Origin of the sequence: Mycobacterium rhizamassiliense (genome assembly GCF_900157375.1) — a bacterium.
Taxonomy (GTDB): domain Bacteria; phylum Actinomycetota; class Actinomycetes; order Mycobacteriales; family Mycobacteriaceae; genus Mycobacterium; species Mycobacterium rhizamassiliense.
The window spans coordinates 4,342,540-4,360,963 of sequence record NZ_LT721901.1; the positions used below are offsets into that span (position 1 = coordinate 4,342,540).

The window sequence follows — 18,424 nt, forward strand, 5'->3', positions numbered from 1 at the left end:
TTTCGGGGCTAGACGCGCAGCACCGAACCCAGGGCCGACAGCGGGATGTGAGCCTGGACGGTGCCGCCGTCCATATACCACTGCGGCAGGCCGGGGGAGAAGTTGATCGGCTCGTCGTGGCCCACCGGATAGTCGGGCATGTAGATGATCAACTCATCGGGCGTCAGCGCCCACGCCTTGTACGCGCCGGAGTAGACCTTGTCGGGGGTCCAACGGTCGAGGATGAACGGGTAGGTGCCCGGATCATGGGGCGGCGGAGCCTGATTGAGCGCCGTATCGATGAACGGCGCGGCCAGCGGTGGGATCGCGGTCAGCGGGTTCGACGTCGTCAGGTCGGCGAGCTGCACCCGCCTGCCCGCCGCCATGTCGAAGGTGAAGGTGCGGTAGGCGTTGTTCGGCTGGGGCCCGTCGGCGTGGTAGTCCTCGTGGAACACCGCGCTGAGCAGGTTGGCGTGCCGGAATACTTCGAAGTTCTCCTCGCCGTAGCTGTCCGCGGCCATGTGCGCGTTGGCGGTCTTCCAGTTGTTGACCAGGGTGCGCAGGTAGTCGCGGATTGCCGGCCCCGTGGTGGGGTTGTCGACGAGGTCGTCGGGGACGGCGACCTTGATGTCCCGCACGGCATTGCGTTCGGAGGTCACCGAGGTGTGGCAGTACTGGCCGTCCCAGTTGCCGCCGAGCTCACCGCAGAACGACGGTGCCGACGCGTGCGCGTTTCCGGCGTTGGGAACCGTTGCGGTGCCGGCCAATACGAGCGTCGCGATGAGCATTCTCGTCATAGCGGGCATCACAGCAGCTGGACCTTGCTGGCCCGCCAGCGGCCGTCGACCTTCTCCATCGTCATCTTGATCCGGCTGCGGTCGATGCGCGGGTCGGGTGCCGTCGAGTTCGCGACGGTCTGGTCGATAAAGACCAGCACCACAACCTTGTTCGTGGATGCCGACTGAACGGCCGAGTCCACGACGACGCCGTGCGCGCTCGCCTTGTTGTCGATCAGCAGCTGGCGCAGCTGCACGCTGGACTGGGTGTACATGTCCTTGAACTCGCCGGTCGCGCCGTCGAGTACCGCGCGGAAGTTCTCGTCGACCTTGTTCGAGTCGATGCTCGTCAGCACCTGCGCGTAGGCGATGGCCGCTTGCTGGGCCTGTTGGCCGGCGACCTTGACCTGGTGGTCCTGCCATTGCATCCAGCCGAGGAAGCCGGAAACCGACAGTGAGGCAACCAGTAGCACCGGCAGGATGGCGCGCCGCAGATACTGCCGCTGCAGGTATTGCCGCCAGCGCCGCTTGCTGCGCGCCTCCTTGGGGCGCTTGCGCCTGAGCAGGCCGGTGCCCTCGTCGTCTTCGTCTTCGGCGTCTGCGTCTGCGTCGTCTACGTCTGCGTCGTCTTCGGCGTCGGCGGTGGCGTCGATTTCCTCGGCGTCCGCTGTGTCGGTGTCGTCCTCGGCCACGTCGCCGGCCTCGTCTTGAGCCTCGTCGACGGGCGTGTCTTCGGATGTTTCGTCTTGCACCTTCGGGTCCTTTTTGACTGTCGCGACCACCATCATCTCCTTTTTGCCGTGTCGGCTTCTAGTGCGGCGGTTCTATCGGCAGGGCCGGACCACCGTAGGGAGTCGGAATAGTGAAGCGGCCCTTCGGTGTCGGGTCGGTCCTGCGGCCCAGGTCCGCTCCAGGTGGCGGGCCGGCGGTGTCGTCGCCGCCCGGCCGCGGCGCGTTCTTGGCCCCCCGGATCGAGACGGCGGGGTCGTCGTCGCGGCAGTAGGTGTACATGAACGGCTCGTAATAGTCGGCCGACGACGGCGGGTGTGCCGGGGTCCCGTAGTCGCACACGTAGCGCGGGTAGAGGTCGGCGATCGCCCACACGCCGTTGTCGTGGAACGCGCTCGTCACCGCGTCCAGCACCGAGCCCCGGTAGTCGGGGAACAGCGCGTTGAGGGCCGGCACCCGCAGATACAGAAGCTGCGACATGGTGGCCATGCTGCCCAGCAACTGCACCATCGTGTCGGAGTTGTCGGAGAACAGGTTATCGACGGCCGACAGGGCCCGCGGCGTCCGTTCGATCAATCGCCGGTAGCCGCTTTGCATCCGGGCGACGCCGGACAGCGTGTGCTGCAGTTCGGTGGCGGTGGCCGCCAGGCCGGCGTTCTTGTCGCCGGCCAGCGTGAGTACGACGCGGCTGTTCTTGATGATGCTGGTGGTCTGCGGCAGCACCGAGTCGAGCGTGGACAGCAGGAAGGTGCCGCCGTCGACGATGGCGGCCAGCTTCACCGGGCCCTCCTTACTCATGCTCAGTTCCTTCTTGATCAGCTCGATCTTGTGCGGATCGACCTGTGCCAGTAAGCCGTCGGCGTCACCGAGCAACCGCGCCAGGCTGACCGGGACCGTGGTGCGGTCCAGGCCGATCAGGCTGCCGTCGTGCAGATAAGGCCCGGCGTCGGATTCGGCCTCGAAGTTGATGTATTGCTCGCCGGCCGGCGACAGCGCCGACACGTGCACGACGCTGTTCGACGGGATCTTCGCCTTCGAGGTGATGCTCGCGACGGCGTTGACGCCTGCGTCGGTGATCTGCAGGGACTCGACGCGCCCGATGCGCACGCCGCGCAGCGCGACGTCCTGATTCGGTAGCAGGCCACCGGATTCCGGCAACTGCACGGTGACCCGATAGGAGGACGCGAACGGTGTCACCCGCAGCGCTCCGACGAGCAGGTACGCGCTCGCCACCACCAGCGTGAGCACCAGCCCGGCGACCGACAGCCACACCTGCTGGCGGTGGCCGGCGCGGACCACTCGCACCACGAAGTTCGCGACCGCGGCGATCATGGCTGCGACCCCGGTGACAGCGGACCCGGCGGGGGACCGGGGGGCGGTGACGTCGATTTGCCCCGGCACGTTCGGGTCCGGAATGACGGGCACCTGCGGCGAGTTCGGGCCCCGGCCGACCACCCGCTCCTGCAGCCGCCACAGGGTGTACTTCAGCGAACCTACGAGCAGGTTGATGTTGTAGTGGTGCGGCCCGTGCAGCCCGATGTCGCCGGGGTATCCGATGTCGGGAAGCGATCCGAGGATCAGCTTGTCCACGCCCACGTGCACCGAAATCGCGCTTCCTGACGTTGATTTGACGAGTGGGGGAATCAACCGGTTTATCGAGTAGAAACTGGTGTCCGGGCTCACCGCCACGTCATTGGCGGCCCCGGCGATCGTGTTGAGGTCGCGGATGATGCTGCGGCCGCTGGTGTCGGTGCCGCCGATCGACGGGAACCTGGCCAGCAACCGGGAGGTGTCGCCCGCCTGCACGGCCAGATTGGTGAGTTCAGTGGTGTTATCGGCCAGCGCCGAGGTGGCGGGCCTGGCGGCCGCCATCAGGTCGGAGATAGCGCGGTCTTTCGCATCGAGTTGGTTTGAAAGACGGGACAATTGGGTCATCGCGTCGGAGATCTGGCCGGACCTCGCGTCGAGGGTCCCGACCAGCTGGTTGGACTTGCGGATCATGTTTCCGAAGGCCTGGCCCTGATCGCCGGTCGCCTTGCCGAAGCCATTGATGATGTTGGTGAAATTGCGCACCGCCCCCCCGTTGACCAGGATCGCAGCCGAACTCAGCACCGATTCGACGGTCGAGGCGGCGGCCGTCGACTCCAGGCTGATGGTGTCGCCGTTACGCAGCATCGGCATGTCCGCTGGATCATCGGCCGGCGGCTTGAGCGCCACGAAGACGTCGCCGAGCGGTGTGGCGGTGCGCAATTCGGCGGTGCTGCCCCGTGGCAGCAGCACGCCGTTGCGGATGCGCAGCGTCGTCACCGCGGTGTAGTTGCGGGCGGTCATCGATTCGACCTGCCCGACGTCGGCACCGGCGAGCTTGACCTTCGCGTTCATCGGGAGGTTCAGCGCGTTGGAGAACACCGCGGTCAGCGTGTATCCGCCCGAACCGAGCCCGGGCGCCGGAAGCGGAAGGCTGGCAAGGCCATTCGTGCCGCACCCCGCGGTGATCAACACCGCGGCCAGTATGGCCAGCGAGCTTTTGACGCGGACGGTGATCATTTCTGGCCCATCGCAGCCATGCCGTCGAGCACATAGGTCAACCCGAAGTCCGGGCCGAAATCCTGGATCGTCCCGGTGCTGCAGCCGAGTTGGCGGAGGCCCATCAGGTTGCAGATCTCTTTGGTGTACTGGCTGTCGAAAAGCAGGCGGTCGGTGAGGAAGCGGGCCCGCACGGCGCCGTTGGCCCGGTCGATCATGTTGTAGGCGTTGTCGGCCAGCATCGGTGCCACATCGAGCATTTCGGCGAGATCGCGCTTGTGCTCGGTCACCGTCTGCACCGTGCCGTTGCCGTTGACCAGTGCCTGCTTGATCGTGTCGCGGTTTTCGTCGAGCAGGTCGCCGGCCCGCTGGACCAGCTGATCGAACCGCTTCCCGGTGTTGCCGCTCCCGATGTCCTCGTCGGCCATGATCTGGCTGACTTGGTGGATGGTGGAGGCGAATTCGCGCAGCTTGCCGTCGTTGGCGGCCGTCGCGTCGAACAGCGCGCTGATGTTCTTGACGATCGTGGTGATCTGCTCGCGCGTCTGCGCGCCGCCGTCGCTGGACAGGCGCAGCGCCCTGGACAGCTCGTCGAGCGACGATTTGATATCCGCGCCCCTGCCGTCGACGACCTTGCTGCCGTTGTTGATCACGTCGGCGATCGGTCCGCCGCCGTGGCCGTCGCCCTCCAGCGATTTGGTGACCTTGTCGAGAACGCTGAGCACGCGGCTGAATTCGACCGGAGTTTTGGTGCGGGTCAGCCCGATGGTGTCGTGATTCTCCAGGACCGGACCGCCGTGGTAGGCCGGGGTGAGCTCGATCTGCCGGTCGGTGAGGATCGAGGTGGACACCGTGACGGCCTGCGCGTTAGCGGGAACCTTCACCCGGCGGTCGACGGTGAATACGACTTCGACATAGGGGCCCTTGGCGTTGATCTTGGTGATCTTGCCCACCGGCATGCCCAGCACCGCGACCACGTTGCCCTCGTAAAGTCCAGAGGCGCTGTCGAATTGGGCCGTCACGCTGATCGTGTCCTCGCCGGAGCCGAGGTACCACCAGCCGACGCCGACGGCCGCCGCCAGCACTACCGCGGCGGCGACGATGGCTACCACCTTGGACCGCAGCGCCGCCGTCACTTGCAGTCCTTGAAGTACTCGATCATGCCGAACTGCTTGGCGCGCCCGCTGATCGCGCACATCCACGAGTCGACCAGCGGCACGTTGTTCGCGTTGAAGTTCACCGCGTTGCCCTCACCGGTGAGGTTGGCCGCTTCCCGGAAGAAGATCGGGCTGATCTGCAGCATGCTGCCCAGCAGGTCGTCGTGCTGAGCCATCAGGCCGGTGAAGTCACGCATGTCGGCGATCAGCGAGTCCAGGCCGGACCGATCGTTGACCACGAGCTGGTTCATGGTGTCGACCAGGCCCGTCAGCGACTGCATCATGGCGTGGAAAACGGCTCGCCGCGCGACGAATTGGCCCAGCAGGTCCTGGCCCTGGTTGATCAAGTTGCCGATGCCGGCCTGCTGGCGCCGCAGGGTGTTGGTCACCTGTTCGGTGCTGCGCAGCAGCTGCCCCAGTTGGTCGCGGCGCACCGCGATGATCGACGACAGCGAGTGAATGTTCGTGATGGCCTGCGGAATCACCGCGGGTAGGCCCTCGAGTTGCTTGCCGAGCACCGACAGCGACTGGGCGAACCGGTCGGAATCGACCTGCTCGAAAGTCGTGGTGGCATCCTGTAGTGCGGCCTGCAGGTCGTAGGGCACCTCGGTATGCGGCAGGTCAAAGGTGTTGTGGGGCAGCGAGCCCGAGCCGCTGGGCTCCAGCGAGAGATAACGCGAACCCAGGATGGTGGTGACCCTGATCTTCGCCCGGGAGTCCTTGCCGAGCGCGATGTCGTCGCGGATCTTCAGTCCCGCCTCGACGTGATCGCCGTCGAGTTTCATGCTCGTCACCTCGCCGACGGGAATGCCCGCGACCACGATCGGGTTACCGGGCCGCAGCGAGGCCGCCTGCAGGAATTCCGCGGTGTAGTGCCGGTATCCGGCGCCGAGCGCATGCACCGTCAGCAGGGCCCCGATCACCACCGCAACCACGACGACGCCGATGAACCCGAGCCACGTCATGTTGTAGCTTTCCAGCGGACGCTTCTTGATCCGCTCCCATACGGACGGATCAGCCATCGGCGGTGCTCCTGCATCTCGGGGTGTGCCACGTCTTGTTTCCGGGCGTGGCGGCGGCGACGATGATCGGCACGACGTCGTTGAGGCCGGGGAAGAATCCCATGAAGTTCACGTCGCAGACATAGGCGTTGCCGTAGGCGCCCTGATTGCCCACCCGCGCGAGCCCTTTCAACAGCAGCGGGATGTTGTCACCGAAGAACGCGACCTGTGGTTCGACGTCCATCAGGTGCCGGGCCACACCGGGCTTGCGGTCGACGAACTCGCGAAGCGATGGATACACGTCGTGGGCCGAGGTCGACAGCCGGCCCATCACCCGGGACAGCGACCCCACCGAGGAGACCAGCTCCGGCCGCCGCGCGTCGAGCTGCGCGACGACCTCGCGGGTCTGGGTGATGACGCCGTCGAAATTGTCGTTCTGCGCGGCGAGGTTGCCGACCACCTTGTTGAGGTTGGTGATCACATCGCCCAGGGCCTGGTCGCGTCCGGCGAATGTCTCGGTGAGCGTGGACGTCTGGCCGATCAGCGTGGTCAGCGACGCCGTATCACCCTGCAGCGACGCGATGATGCCCTTGGTCAGGTTGTCGGCGTCGTGCGGGTTCAGCAGGCTGAACAGCGGTTCGTAGCCATTCAGCAACGCGGTGACGTCGAAGGACGGTTCGGTGCGTTCCAGCGGGATGACGCTGCCGGGCGGCAGCAGGGTTTGGCTGCCCTCCTTGCCCAGGGACAGTCCGAGGTAACGCTGCCCGACGATGTTCTGGTAGGTCACCGACGCGACGGTGTTTCCGTAGAGGTGCTGATCGGTCTGCAGCACGAAGGAGGCCTTCGCGAGTTTCCCGTCGAGGTCCACCTTTTCGACCCGGCCCACCCGCACGCCGGCCATCCGGACGTCGTCGCCCTCGCGGAGCCCATAGACGTCGGTGAACACCGCCGAATAGCCGGCCGTGGTGCCCTCGACGTCGCGGCGCAGGCTCACGTACACCAGCCAGGTGAGCGTCAACGCGACGACCATGAACAGGGTGAGGCCGATCAGAGGGGCACGAAATTTCATCTGCATGTCAGTTGTGCCCTCCGGGTGGGGGTTTCGCTGCTCCGGCCAACGAGACCGTGGTGCCGCGGGCCACCGGCCCCAGCAGCAGCTCGGTCGCGGGCGTGGCGGGCTCACCGGTGATCACGCTCAACATGTTTCGTTCGTACTGGCTGCCGACGGGCCCCACGTTTCCGCCGAAGGTGCCCCGGTACGACGACTGCGGTATCCACGGGGCCTTGGGCGCCACCGGCGCGACCCACGGCGCGTTCGGCTCGGGAGTCGCGGGCGCACCGGGAGTCGGGTTGTCGGGGTTGGCGCTACCCGGCACCGGCGGCGACGGCATGATCCCGGGTGCCAGTGGGGGATTGGGATCGGTCAGATTGGGCGGGCCGTTGATCAGCGGTGGCCCGACCGCGACGAGGTTTCCGTCGGGCCCGATGACGGTTCCCGGCGGCGGCGCCAGATCCTTGGGCGGATGATAGTTCTGCGGCAGCAGCACCTCCGGCAGGTCCGGTCGGACCGGGATGAGCGGGGCGGTAAAGCAGCTGGGCCCCTTCAGCTCTCCGTAATGCGGACAGTCCGCGCGGGTGTAGGTCGACGAGGGCGTGAAGGTGAGCATCGCGCGCATGTTGCCGACGTCGCGTCCGGGCACCCAGACCTGCTCCATGAACTTGTTGGCCAGGTTGTCCAGCTTGGTGACCGCGGGCACGAAGTTGTTGGACTTCATCGCCAAGATGCCCAGCACCGGTGTGAAGTCGGAGGTGATCCTGATCAGCTGGTCGATGTGGTTGTCGAACGACTGGCGCGTCGTGCCGAGCGTGTAGTCGGCCCCGGACAGCAGCGAAACCAATTGCCCACGCGTCTCGGCGAACGTCTGCATCGGTTCGACCGCCTGATGCAGGGCGTCGAGAAGATCGGGTGCGCTCTGCTGCAGTCCGCGTGCGGCATCGACGAGCGCGGACACCGTCGACGGTCCGGTGTCGGTGCTCACAATCGAATTGAGTTGGTCGAGAAGGCGATTCAATTGTGCCCCGGCATTCAGCAGTGGGACGCGGCGGTGATCGGTGGCGGCGCCCAGCGCGGCCAGAATTCCCACCGATCTGTCGTCGCGGCCGCGGCCGGCGGCGGCCAGCAGGTCGCGCAGCTTGCTGACGGTGGTCTGGAACAGCACGGTCGGCAGCCGGGTGTCTTCGGGAATGTGGGCGCCCTGCCGGATCGCCGCACCGGGGCCGTTGCCGACCAGCTGAACCGACGACACGGCGAAGACGTTGCTGGGCACCACCCGGGCGGTCACCGCGGTCGGAATCGACTGGGCGAATTCGGGTTTAAGGTCGATGTGCACATAGTTGGGGTTTCCGTTGGCCGCCGGAATCACGTCATCGACCATCCCGACCAGCACGCCGTGGTACTTGACGTCCGACTTCTGCGGCAGCCCGTCGCCGACGTTGATCAGATCGGCGACCACCCGGACGTAGTCGTTGAGCCTGCCGGTGGACTTGGCCAACATCGCGACGGTGAGCAGGGCCGCGACGGCGATGACCGCCACTCCGGTGGCGAGCAACTGCCGGTCCGATGGGCCACGCCCGTCCAGCTCAAGGGAATTCGGCATGTGTCACCACCTAGCCACCGAACCTTGCTCCGGCGTCGACGCCCCACAACGCCATGGTGAGCAACATGTTCACGATGATCACCACGGTGATGCTGGCCCGCATGCCGTGCCCGGCGGCCACGCCGACGCCCTCGGGGCCGCCGGTCGCGTAGTACCCGTAGTAGCACTGGATCGTCGACGCGATCCACACGAAGATCACCGCCTTGATCAACGAGTAGAGGATGTCCTGGCCGGCCAGCATCAATGTGAAGTAGTGCAGATACGAGCCGGTCGAGCCGCCGCTGCTGATCCCGACCACCAGCTGCGTGGTCAGGTAGCCGATCGCCAGGCATGCGGCGTACAGCGGCACGATCGCCGCCACCGAGGCGATCAGCCGGGTGGTCACCAGGTACGGGATCGGCCGGATCGCAATGGATTCCAGGGCGTCGATCTCCTCGGCGATGCGCATCGAGCCCAGCTGGGCGGTGAAGCGGCAGCCGGCCTGCATGGCGAACGACAGCGACGCCATCAGCGGCGCCAGCTCGCGGGTGTTGACCAACGACGAGACGAAACCGGTCGCGGGGCCCAGGCCGAGCAGCTCCAGGAAGTTGTAGCCCTCGATGCCCACCAGCGCGCCGACGGTCATGCCGAGGACGACGGCCACACCGGCGGTGCCGCCGCCGACGACGATCGAGCCGTTGCCCCAGGTGATGTTCGACAGCAGCCGCAGAAACTCGCCGCGGTACTGGCGCAGCGCGAGCGGCACCGCGGCCAGCGCCCGGATGAAGAACACCAGCAGGTGGCCGAGCCGGATGACCGGCACGGTGCCCCTGCGGTAGAGCAACACCACGCGATTCGACAGCGGCGCGAGCGGGAGATAGGTCGACGCCGCCATGTCATAGGCCCGTTCTGGGCGACAGCATGATGTAGAGCTGGCTGATGACGACGTTGACGATCATTAGCAGCAGGATCGCCTCGACGACCGCAGCGTTCACCGAGTTCGCGACCCCCGTCGGGCCGCCCTTGGTGGACAGGCCCTTCTGGCTCGCGACGATGGCCACGATGGCGCCGAACACGATCGCCTTCAGCAGGGCCAGGATCATGTCCCCGGTCGTGGCGAACGACGCGAACGTCGACACGAAGCTGCCCGGCGCGCCGTTCTGGAAGTACACGTTGAACATGTAGCTGGCGAAAAAGCCGACAAAGCACACGACTCCGGTGAGGGCCACGCCGATCATCACCGCCGCGGCCAGGCGGGGGACGACCAGGCGACGAATCACCGAGACCCCCATCACCTCCATCGCGTCGGTCTCTTCGCGCATGGTTCGCGAACCCAGGTCCGCGGTGATCGCCGACCCGACGGCCGACGCCATCAGGACGGCCGCCACCAAAGAAGCGCCCTGCCGAATGACCGCGAGCCCGCTGGCCGCGCCGGCCAGTGAGGTGGCGCCCACCTGGCCGGCGAGCAGCGCGAACTGAATGGACAGGGTGACGCTGATCGGCAGCGACACCAGGATTGTCGGCAGCACCGCGGTGCCCGCCATGAACGCGCCCTGGCGGACGAACTCCTGCCATTGGAATCGGCCGGTGAACAGGTCGATGAAGAAATATTGAATGGTGCGAACGCCGAGAACGAATTGCTCGCCGACCGTGGTCAGCGACGCGATCGGGTGGCGCCTGACGTACCCGGCGGACCAGTCCTGAATCGCGGCGATGCCGTCTTCTTGAGTCGTCATCGCGCGGCTATTAGTCGTCTGTCTAGCAAACCCACGCCACCAGTCATCACGAGCCAGCTACCGTCCTCATCGACGCGTCCCCCGCCACTACATCCAGATCGCCGAGCAGGAGGGGTCGAGATCTCGATTCGGCTTATTTTCCTAAAGATAGTATCTTCAGCTTCCGTGACCTCGCAGCTCATTGGCGTGTGCTAGGTCACATTAGCCTGTTTGATAGGGACTTTCAATAGTGTAGAGTCACTCACCTGAGTTGGTCGCTGTACAGCACCTGCTGAGCTGAAATGTCGAATTGACGAAGGTGAAGGCATGCCCTCAGCAAACACCGGTTCGTTGCGGGACCGACGTCGTGCTGAGCTAGTTTCGCAGATCCAGGAAACCGCCCAGCGGCTTTTCGCCGAACGCGGCTTCGAGGCGGTAACGACCGAGGACATCGCCGCTGCCGCCGGGATATCCATCAGTACTTATTTCCGATACGCGCCCACGAAAGAGGGGCTGCTGATCGGTCCGGTTCGGCAGGCCAGCGCCGAAATCGTCGAGTCCTACAGCGCGAGACCGCCGGACGAGTCGCCAGTCGAGGCCTTGATCCAGCTGTTCGTCGCCCGCGCCCAGGAGGTCACCGAGGTCCAGACGCTGGATACCTGGCGTCAGGCCGTGGCCACCGCGCCCCACCTGTTGAGTCAATCGGTCCTGGTCAGCGAAACCGAACATCGCGAATTCATCGAGCAGGTGGCTTCCCGCATGGGCGTCGATGCCGCGGCGGACATCCGGCCCGCGCTATTGGTGCACACCAGCCTCGCCACGGCGAAATTCGTCATCGACTGCTGGCTGACCTCGGATGAGGATGCGGACCGGCCATTCCATGTCCAACTGGAAGAGGCGCTGTGCACGACGCTCGCCGGCTTCCGCTGACACGCGAAACCCACTGTGGGGCAAGGTGTTCCACCGTGCCGACCGGCCGGCCCGCCCGGCCGCGCCCGACAGCCTTTGCCGGTAAGCGCCGCGACCGGCGGAAACCGCCGTGACTTCGGCCGCCACAGCATGAAACAATCGCTGGCCGTGAAGACCTTTGAGGATCTGTTCGCCGAACTCGGCGAACGCGCCCGCACCCGACCGGCGGGCAGTGCCACCGTCGCCGCACTCGACGGCGGGGTCCACGGGCTGGGCAAGAAGATCCTCGAGGAGGCCGGCGAGGTATGGCTGGCCGCCGAGCACGAACCCGACGAGGCGCTGGCCGAGGAGATCAGCCAGTTGCTGTACTGGACGCAGGTGCTGATGATCGCGCGCGGGCTGTCCCTCGACGACGTCTACCGAAAGCTGTGAGCATGTTGCGGGTTGCGGTTCCCAACAAGGGCACGCTGAGCGAGCCGGCCACCGAGATTCTTTCCGAGGCCGGTTATCGGCGACGCACCGATTCCAAGGACCTCACCGTCATCGACCGCGCCAACCAGGTCGAGTTCTTCTTCTTGCGCCCCAAGGACATTGCCATCTATGTCGGTTCGGGCCAGCTCGATTTCGGCATCACCGGGCGCGATTTGGTGCTCGACTCGGATGCGCCGGTGCGCGAACGCCTGGCGCTGGGCTTCGGCTCGTCCAGCTTCCGGTATGCCGGCCCCGTCGGGAATGGCTGGAAAATCAGCGACCTCGCGGGCAAGCGGATCGCCACGGCCTACCCGAATCTGGTTCGAAAAGATTTGGCGGGCAGGGGAATTGAGGCCACCGTCATCAGGCTTGACGGTGCGGTGGAGATCTCGATTCAGCTGGGGGTGGCCGACGCCATCGCCGACGTGGTCGGTTCGGGACGCACGCTGAGCCTGCACGACCTCGAGGCGTTTGACGATCCGCTGTGTGATTCCGAAGCGGTGCTGATCGAGCGTTCGGATCCGGGCAGCGACGGCGCGGCGCAGGCGGCACGCGATCAGTTGGTGGCGCGGATCCAGGGCGTGGTGTTCGGGCAGCAGTACCTGATGCTCGACTACGACTGCCCGCGCACGGTGCTGGACAAGGCCACGGCCATCACGCCGGGGCTGGAGTCACCGACCATCGCCCCCTTGGCCGACCCGGACTGGGTCGCGATCCGCGCCCTGGTGCCGCGCCGCGGGGTCAACGAGGTGATGGACGAACTCGCCGCCGTCGGGGCGAAGGCAATCCTGGCTTCTGACATCAGATTTTGTCGATTCTGATCGTGTGTTGATGGCACGGCTGTGTTAGCGTCCGCCCTAGGGTGACTGCTCGTGTGATGGGAGGGCTGTCCCTCTTTCGCTAACCGGGCCGATGGTCCCCAGGAGGGTTTCATGACACACGCGCTAATTGTGCTGTTGGCTTTACTCATTGGTGTGGTCGCCGGTCTGCGATCGCTGACGGCCCCCGCCGTGGTTGCCTGGGCGGCCTTCCTGGGCTGGCTCGACTTCGGACCGCTTGGCGTCAGCCAAACCTGGGCGTCGTGGGTGGCGAACGTAGCCACGGTAATAATCCTGACGGTTCTCGCGATCGCCGAACTCGTCACCGACAAACTGCCCAAGACGCCGCCGCGCACGGCGCCGCCGTCGTTCGGCGCGCGGCTGGTGATGGGCGGCTTCGCCGGCGCGGTGATCGGCGCCGGGCCGCACTGGACCTTTAGCGCGCTTGGCGCCGGGGTGGTCGGCGCGGTGCTCGGCACGCTGGGCGGGTATCAGATCCGCAAGCGGCTGGTGGCCGCCCGCGGTGGGCAGGACCTGCCGATCGCGCTGCTGGAGGACGCGGTCGCGATTCTGGGTGCTTTCGCCATCCTGGCGGTCACCCACAACGTGCTGGCTGATTTTGTGGCGTCGGCCGTTAAGTGACAACGCATTTCGATGCGATCATCGTGGGTGCCGGTCAGGCCGGGCCGCCGCTTGCCGGGCGGTTGACGGCGGCGGGGCAACGCGTCGCGGTAGTCGAGCGCAAACTGATCGGCGGCACCTGCGTCAACAACGGCTGCATCCCGACCAAGACGCTGGTGGCCAGCGCGCACGCCGCGCACGTGGCCCGTCGCGGCAGCGAATACGGCGTCGCCACCGGCTCGATCACCGTGGACATGGCCAAGATCAAGGCGCGCAAAGACGGCATCATGCTCGCCGACCGCAAGGGCGTCGAGGACTGGCTCGACGGCATGGACGGTTGCACCGTCTTTCGCGGCCACGCCAGTTTCACCGATCCGCACACCCTGCGGGTCGGTGACGATGTGCTGCAGGCCGATCGGATCTTCCTCAACGTCGGCGGCCGTGCCGTCGTGCCCGACATCCCGGGGCTGTCCGACGTCGATTACCTCACCAACGTGTCCGTCCTCGAAATCGACACCCTGCCACACCATCTGGTCATCGTCGGCGGCAGCTACATCGCGCTGGAGTTCGCCCAGATGTTCCGCCGCTTCGGTGCCGAGGTGACCGTGGTGGAAAGGGGCCCGCGGCTTGCGCCCCGCGAAGACGAGGATGTCTCCGCGGCGATCAGGGAGATCCTGGAGGCCGAGGGGATCGCCATCGTCGTTGGCGCCGACGATGTCCGAATCAGCAAGAGCGACAAAGGATTCGACCTGACGCCAGCCGCCGGCGCCGAACCGATCCGGGGCGACCGGCTGCTGCTGGCGGTGGGGCGGCAGCCCAACACCGACGACCTGGGTCTCGACGCGGCCGGTGTGCAGACCGACGGGCGCGGCTACATCGTGGTCGACGACCAGCTCAAGACCAACGTGGACCACATCTGGGCGATGGGCGACTGCAACGGCAAGGGCGCGTTCACCCACACCTCCTACAACGACTTCGAGATCGTCGCCGCCAACCTGCTCGATGACGATCCGCGCCGGGTCAGCGACCGCATTCCCACCTATGCCCTCTACATCGATCCGCCGCTGGGGCGGGCCGGCATGACCGTCGGCGAGGTCCGCAAGGCCGGCCGCAAGGCGCTGGTCGGCAAGCGGCCGATGACCAAGGTGGGCCGGGCGGTGGAAAAGGGTGAGACCCAGGGCTTCATGCAAGTCGTGGTCGATGCCGACACCCACGAGATCCTGGGGGCCGCGATCCTTGGGGTCGGCGGTGACGAGGCGATCCATTGCATCCTGGACGTCATGTCGGCCAAGGCGCCGTACACCACGCTGTCGCGCACGATGCACATTCATCCCACCGTCAGCGAATTGATTCCCACCATGCTGCAGGAGATGTCGCCGCTCGACTAGGCGACCCTGTCAGCGTCGCTGGACCAGGATCGTCTGCGCCGACGTCCCGATGAACCCGGTGCGGTCGAAGACCTCCGCGTTCGTTACTCCGACACCGTCGGGCCCGATCGACGCGCGAGCCCGCAGTGCGAAATCGTTGCCCTCCGGGAGCCGATGCAGGTGCACGACCGTGTCGGTGTTCATGAAGATGAACCGGTCCGGATCAAGCGCTCTGCCAACGCCATTGGCGCAGTCGACGATACTGGCGAGGCGCTGCAGCGGCGTGGCGGGTTCGGCATCGACGACGTGGGCGAGCGGGCTGAACCAGGACACCGCGGCGGCTCCGGGCTCCGTGTGCTGCTGGCGCCAGTCGATCGCGTCGAAATATCCGCTGGCATCCGAGAATGGCGGCCCCAGCGGTACCCGCTGACCCTCCGCGAGTGGGGGATATCGGTCCGAGGCCACGTCGGTGGTGTCGCTGGCGCCCATGAGCCAGGCCGTCACCCGGGCGACCGGCCGGGGTGAGCCGCCCTTGCGATCGGCGATCAGCTCGGCGACCTGCATGCAGACCCGCGATCCCGGCCGCTCGATCCAGGTGCGGGTGCGCATGGGCCGCACCGGAATCGCGCCCAGGATGTCCAGGCTGAGCCGGCCGATCCGCAGTTCGGACCCGGCCGACTGCTCCTCGATCAGCTTCGTCAGCAGCGCCAGCGGCGGTGAGCCGTGCTGAAGCTCGGGGCTCCAGTTGCTGCGCGTGTCGTCCGTCGGCTCGAAGGCCTGAAGCTCACCTTCGGCGGGGAGGCGGCGATAGAAGCAGCCGATCACGCGGCCGGTTCGGTCGGATGCGAAACAGCCTCTGCCCGTGGATGATCCGGCCATCCGGGGTAGGGCGGGGGTGTCCCGCCGAAGCTGGGGCACAGGCTCTGGTGCGGGCACCAGTCGCAGAGCCGCGACACGTGAGGCCGGAAATCGCCTGTCGCACCGGCGGATTGGATGGCGCGCCAGATTGCCATCAGCGTCCGCTCGAAGCGCAGCAGCTCCTCCTCGTCGGGCGAGTAGTCCAGTACCTGGCCGTCGGCCAGATAGATGAGCCGTAGCCGGGTGGGCAGCACGCCGCGGGACCGCAGTAGCGCCACCGCGTAGAACTTCATCTGGAACATCGCCTTGAACTCGGCCTGCGCGCGGGCGGCCGGCGGGGCCTTGCCGGTCTTGTAGTCGACCACCCGCAGCTCGCCGGTCGCGGCGACGTCGATGCGGTCGATGAATCCGCGCAATAGGGTGCCGTCGGCCAGCTCGACTTCCACGCGTTGTTCGCAGCACTCCGGGTCGAACCGGGTGGGGTCTTCCAGTCGGTAGTAGCCGGCGAGCAGCGCGCGGGCCTCGTCGAGCAGTTGGGCCCGCACCTCGGTGTCGAACTCCGCGGCCAGGTCGGGCTCCGCGGCGATCACCTGTTCCCACGCCGGCTCCACCAGCGAGGTGGCCATCTCGGGCCCGCGCGACGCGGCGGGCAGGCCGTAAAGCCGCTCCAGCGCGGCGTGCACGACCGATCCGCGCAGCTGCGCGGTCGACGGTGGCTCGGGCAGCCGATCGATGGCCCGGAAGCGGTAGAGCAACGGGCACTGCTTGAAGTCCGCAGCCCGCGATGGAGACAGCGCAGGCCGTGCGCGTTCCCGTGGCTGATCGGTCATTCTCGCAGCCTAGGACCGGGTGCCGACAACCCCTAACACCCGCCACGGCGAGTCGGCTGGCACGCTAGACGGCGTGTCTCTCACCGGCCCCTTCACCGTTGGCGAACGTGTCCAGTTCACCGACGCCAAGGGCCGCCATTACACGTTCGAGCTGACCCCCGGCGCCGAGTTCCACACGCATCGCGGCGCGGTCTCCCACGACGACGTGATCGGCATCGACGAGGGCAGCGTGATCAAGTCCAGCAGCGGCTCGCCGTTCCTGGTGCTGCGCCCGCTGCTGGTCGACTACATCATGTCGATGCCGCGCGGGCCGCAGGTGATCTACCCCAAGGACGCCGCGCAGATCGTGCACGAGGGTGACATCTTCCCGGGCGCGCGGGTGCTCGAGGCGGGCGCGGGATCCGGCGCGCTGACGTGCTCGCTGCTGCGTGCCGTGGGGCCGCAGGGCAAGGTCGTGTCCTACGAGCAGCGCGACGATCACGCCGTGCACGCCCGGCGCAACGTGTCGGTCTTTTTCGGCGAGGCGCCCGACAACTGGGAGCTGATCGTCGGCGACGTGGCGGATTCCGATCTGCCGGACGGCTCCTTCGACCGCGTCGTGCTGGACATGCTCGCCCCGTGGGAGGTGTTGGAGGCGGTCGGGCGGTTGATCACGCCGGGCGGCGTGCTGATGATCTACGTCGCCACCGTCACCCAGCTGTCGAAGGCGGTGGAGGCCCTGCGGGCGCAGCAGTGCTGGACCGAGCCGCGGTCGTGGGAGACCATGCAGCGCGGTTGGAACGTCGTCGGTCTGGCGGTCCGACCGCAGCACTCGATGCGCGGGCACACCGCGTTCCTGGTGGCGACGCGACGGCTGGCGCACGGTGTGGTCGCCCCGATGCCGCTGGGCCGCAAGCGCCCGGGCCGGGACGGGTAGCGGCCGGCTAGTCGTCGCTGCGAATCAGCGAGCGCCGCACCGACAGCAGTTCGAATTCCGGATGCGCCGCGACCAAGCGCTCGGCGGCGTCGAGCACTTCGACGGCGTGGCCGCGATCGCCGGACACGACGGCCACGCCGATGCCCGCGCGCCGATACAGATCCTGCGCGCCGGTCTCGGCGGCCGACACGCTGAACTTGCGCCGTAGTTCGGCGACGACGGGGCGGATCACCGAGCGCTTCTCTTTCAGCGATCGCACGTCACCCAGCAGGACGTCGCATTCCAGCCAGCCGATCCACATCTAGGGCGGCGGTGCTTCCGTCGGTGGGGGCTCGGGAGGGTGGTGGCGGAGCCGGCGGCGTCGTCGGCGCCGTCGAGTTACCCAGCGCCAGCAGCATTTCCGCGGTCCGGCGGGAGAGCTGCCAACCCCCTTGGTACGGCGTGAACTCCATGGGGAACGTGAACGCGCGATTGTTCGGTTCGGCGGTGCCGACGCGGATGGTGGCCATCACGTTGGACGGGTTCTTGTCCGACCACGCGATGTTGTCCGCCGCGAAGGTCATGGGCAGGTAGCCGTTGTCGCGCAGCGCGCTCGTGAACTTGTCCAGGGTTGCCGCGCTCTCCGGGGTGGCGCCCTCGACCAGGCTCACCTTGTTGGTGCCGGGAATGTTCGGATCGGCAAGGCGGGTAAGGATGTCGGTCAGCGCCTGGGGAACCGGGAGCGGAGCCGTCGGGGGAGCCGTGACGACGATCGGGCTCGACGCCGGTGGGACCGCGGACGAAGTAGCTGACGCCGGCACGCGGGGTTGGCTGTGCGAGCATCCCGCGAGGCCGACGGCCGTCACGGCGGTGGCGGCGGTCAGTGCTGCGGACAGGTGTCGGCGCATCCGCTCGGTCAGCCGGCCGGCCCGGCGATCTGTGCTTCCGCCTCGCAGTGATTTCTAGCGGCCGGGGGGCCAACGGGTGCAATGGAAGTCACATCCGGAAACATGGTGTTGATGACCGCAACTGCTGCTACGCCTGTGGCGAGGCTTTTTGCGGTCACGGGGTGTCCTTCCGGTGGTCTCAAATCGACGCCGAGGTTACCAGCGGGAGCAAAGACGCGACTTTCGATG

General features: G+C 66.8%; 19 protein-coding genes and 1 pseudogene. 6 read left to right on the forward strand and 14 right to left on the reverse strand.

Annotated features, from left to right (window positions below):
• Positions 1-8 precede the first annotated feature (8 nt).
• The 10 genes and pseudogenes from MRAB57_RS20955 to MRAB57_RS21000 form a co-directional block, all read right to left on the reverse strand.
• Positions 9-776, reverse strand: a complete 768-nt coding sequence (locus tag MRAB57_RS20955) for a mannan-binding family protein (RefSeq protein WP_077090739.1) — start codon at positions 774-776, stop codon at positions 9-11.
• A gap of 8 nt (positions 777-784) precedes the next feature.
• Positions 785-1,543 carry a hypothetical protein gene (locus MRAB57_RS20960; protein WP_077089047.1) on the reverse strand — a complete coding sequence of 253 codons (759 nt, stop codon included), beginning with the start codon at positions 1,541-1,543 and terminating at the stop codon, positions 785-787.
• Positions 1,544-1,565: 22 nt separating this feature from the next.
• Positions 1,566-2,816, reverse strand: a complete 1,251-nt coding sequence (locus tag MRAB57_RS20965) for an MlaD family protein (RefSeq protein WP_077089048.1) — start codon at positions 2,814-2,816, stop codon at positions 1,566-1,568.
• Positions 2,813-4,031, reverse strand: a pseudogene (locus MRAB57_RS20970) (MCE family protein). Before MRAB57_RS20970 ends, MRAB57_RS20965 begins: the two are co-directional and overlap by 4 nt.
• Complete coding sequence (locus tag MRAB57_RS20975) at positions 4,028-5,152, reverse strand: MCE family protein (RefSeq protein ID WP_425436824.1); 1,125 nt, start codon at positions 5,150-5,152, stop codon at positions 4,028-4,030. The pseudogene MRAB57_RS20970 and the gene MRAB57_RS20975 overlap by 4 nt, the downstream one beginning before the upstream one ends.
• Entirely contained in the window at positions 5,143-6,189 is a 1,047-nt protein-coding gene (locus MRAB57_RS20980) for an MCE family protein (RefSeq protein WP_077089050.1), read from the reverse strand. Before MRAB57_RS20980 ends, MRAB57_RS20975 begins: the two co-directional genes overlap by 10 nt.
• Positions 6,182-7,237, reverse strand: a complete 1,056-nt coding sequence (locus tag MRAB57_RS20985) for an MCE family protein (protein ID WP_077090740.1) — start codon at positions 7,235-7,237, stop codon at positions 6,182-6,184. Before MRAB57_RS20985 ends, MRAB57_RS20980 begins: the two co-directional genes overlap by 8 nt.
• A gap of 7 nt (positions 7,238-7,244) precedes the next feature.
• Complete coding sequence (locus tag MRAB57_RS20990; RefSeq protein ID WP_077089051.1) at positions 7,245-8,825, reverse strand: MlaD family protein; 1,581 nt, start codon at positions 8,823-8,825, stop codon at positions 7,245-7,247.
• Between the two features lie 10 nt (positions 8,826-8,835).
• Positions 8,836-9,699, reverse strand: coding sequence for an ABC transporter permease (locus MRAB57_RS20995; RefSeq protein WP_077089052.1), 864 nt, complete (start codon positions 9,697-9,699; stop codon positions 8,836-8,838).
• Position 9,700: 1 nt separating this feature from the next.
• Positions 9,701-10,540: an MlaE family ABC transporter permease gene (locus MRAB57_RS21000; protein WP_077089053.1), complete on the reverse strand. Its 840-nt coding sequence runs from the start codon at positions 10,538-10,540 to the stop codon at positions 9,701-9,703.
• Between the two features lie 306 nt (positions 10,541-10,846).
• On the opposite strand from MRAB57_RS21000, the gene MRAB57_RS21005 reads away from it, so the two are divergent.
• The 5 genes from MRAB57_RS21005 to MRAB57_RS21025 all read left to right on the forward strand — a co-directional run bounded on the left by MRAB57_RS21005 (position 10,847) and on the right by MRAB57_RS21025 (position 14,726).
• Entirely contained in the window at positions 10,847-11,449 is a 603-nt protein-coding gene (locus MRAB57_RS21005) for a TetR family transcriptional regulator (protein ID WP_077089054.1), read from the forward strand.
• A 129-nt stretch (positions 11,450-11,578) separates the two neighbouring features.
• Positions 11,579-11,860, forward strand: a complete 282-nt coding sequence (locus MRAB57_RS21010; RefSeq protein ID WP_046183102.1) for a phosphoribosyl-ATP diphosphatase — start codon at positions 11,579-11,581, stop codon at positions 11,858-11,860.
• Between the two features lie 2 nt (positions 11,861-11,862).
• Positions 11,863-12,720 (forward strand): ATP phosphoribosyltransferase, encoded by an 858-nt coding sequence (gene hisG, locus MRAB57_RS21015; RefSeq protein ID WP_077089055.1) that lies wholly within the window; start codon positions 11,863-11,865, stop codon positions 12,718-12,720.
• A 111-nt stretch (positions 12,721-12,831) separates the two neighbouring features.
• Complete coding sequence (locus MRAB57_RS21020) at positions 12,832-13,359, forward strand: DUF4126 domain-containing protein (RefSeq protein ID WP_077089056.1); 528 nt, start codon at positions 12,832-12,834, stop codon at positions 13,357-13,359.
• Positions 13,356-14,726 carry an FAD-containing oxidoreductase gene (locus tag MRAB57_RS21025; protein ID WP_077089057.1) on the forward strand — a complete coding sequence of 457 codons (1,371 nt, stop codon included), beginning with the start codon at positions 13,356-13,358 and terminating at the stop codon, positions 14,724-14,726. Before MRAB57_RS21020 ends, MRAB57_RS21025 begins: the two co-directional genes overlap by 4 nt.
• A gap of 9 nt (positions 14,727-14,735) precedes the next feature.
• Here the strand turns inward: MRAB57_RS21025 and MRAB57_RS21030 are convergent, their stop codons facing one another.
• On the reverse strand, positions 14,736-15,530 hold the full coding sequence (locus tag MRAB57_RS21030; protein ID WP_077089058.1) for a thioesterase family protein: 795 nt from the start codon (positions 15,528-15,530) through the stop codon (positions 14,736-14,738).
• The gene (locus MRAB57_RS21035; RefSeq protein WP_077089059.1) at positions 15,527-16,393 is read right to left on the reverse strand and encodes a RecB family exonuclease; all 867 of its coding nucleotides are present in this window, start codon (positions 16,391-16,393) and stop codon (positions 15,527-15,529) included. The genes MRAB57_RS21030 and MRAB57_RS21035 overlap by 4 nt, the downstream gene beginning before the upstream one ends.
• A 73-nt stretch (positions 16,394-16,466) precedes the next feature.
• Here MRAB57_RS21035 and trmI point away from each other — a divergent pair, with 73 nt between their 5' ends.
• On the forward strand, positions 16,467-17,309 hold the full coding sequence (gene trmI / locus MRAB57_RS21040) for a tRNA (adenine(58)-N(1))-methyltransferase TrmI (protein ID WP_077089060.1): 843 nt from the start codon (positions 16,467-16,469) through the stop codon (positions 17,307-17,309).
• A 7-nt stretch (positions 17,310-17,316) separates the two neighbouring features.
• On the opposite strand, the gene MRAB57_RS21045 is transcribed toward trmI, so the two are convergent.
• Both MRAB57_RS21045 and lppK read right to left on the reverse strand, forming a co-directional pair.
• Positions 17,317-17,610, reverse strand: coding sequence for a DUF503 domain-containing protein (locus MRAB57_RS21045; protein WP_077089061.1), 294 nt, complete (start codon positions 17,608-17,610; stop codon positions 17,317-17,319).
• Complete coding sequence (gene lppK, locus MRAB57_RS21050) at positions 17,570-18,196, reverse strand: lipoprotein LppK (protein WP_245835970.1); 627 nt, start codon at positions 18,194-18,196, stop codon at positions 17,570-17,572. The genes MRAB57_RS21045 and lppK overlap by 41 nt, the downstream gene beginning before the upstream one ends.
• Between the last annotated feature and the right edge of the window lie 228 nt (positions 18,197-18,424).